Genomic DNA, 806 nt, shown 5'->3' on the forward strand with positions numbered 1-806 from the left:
GACTGGTTCAAGCGAGCCGTCTTCTACGAGGTCCTCGTCCGCTCCTTCCAGGACAGCAACGGCGACGGCGTCGGTGACCTCAAGGGCCTGACCGCCAAGCTGGACTACCTCCAGTGGCTGGGCGTCGACTGCCTCTGGCTGCCACCCTTCTTCAAGTCACCACTCAGGGACGGCGGTTACGACGTCTCCGACTACACCGCCGTGCTGCCCGAGTTCGGCGACCTCGCCGACTTCGTGGAGTTCGTCGACGCCGCCCACCAGCGCGGCATGCGCGTGATCATCGACTTCGTCATGAACCACACCAGCGACCAGCACCCGTGGTTCCAGGAGTCCCGCCGCAATCCCGACGGGCCCTACGGCGACTACTACGTGTGGGCCGACGACGACAAGCAGTTCCAGGACGCGCGGATCATCTTCGTGGACACGGAGGCGTCGAACTGGACGTACGACCCGGTCCGCAAGCAGTACTACTGGCACCGCTTCTTCTCCCACCAGCCGGACCTGAACTACGAGAACCCGGCCGTGCAGGAGGAGATGATCTCCGCCCTGAAGTTCTGGCTGGACCTCGGCATCGACGGCTTCCGGCTGGACGCCGTGCCGTACCTGTACCAGGAGGAGGGCACCAACTGCGAGAACCTCCCGGCCACCCACGACTTCCTGAAGCGGGTGCGCAAGGAGATCGACGCGCAGTATCCGGACACGGTGGTGCTGGCGGAGGCCAACCAGTGGCCCGAGGACGTGGTCGACTACTTCGGGGACTACGCGGCGGGCGGCGACGAGTGCCACATGGCCTTCCACTTCCCGGT

Annotated in this window: 1 protein-coding gene; it reads left to right on the top strand. The window is 65.4% G+C overall.

Annotated features, from left to right (window positions below; genetic code table 11):
- The coding region (locus tag GTW67_RS10965) for an alpha-amylase family glycosyl hydrolase (protein ID WP_237518783.1) at positions 1–806 on the top strand (806 nt) is incomplete at both ends.

The organism is Streptomyces sp. SID5910, assembly GCF_009862125.1.
Lineage (GTDB): Bacteria > Actinomycetota > Actinomycetes > Streptomycetales > Streptomycetaceae > Streptomyces.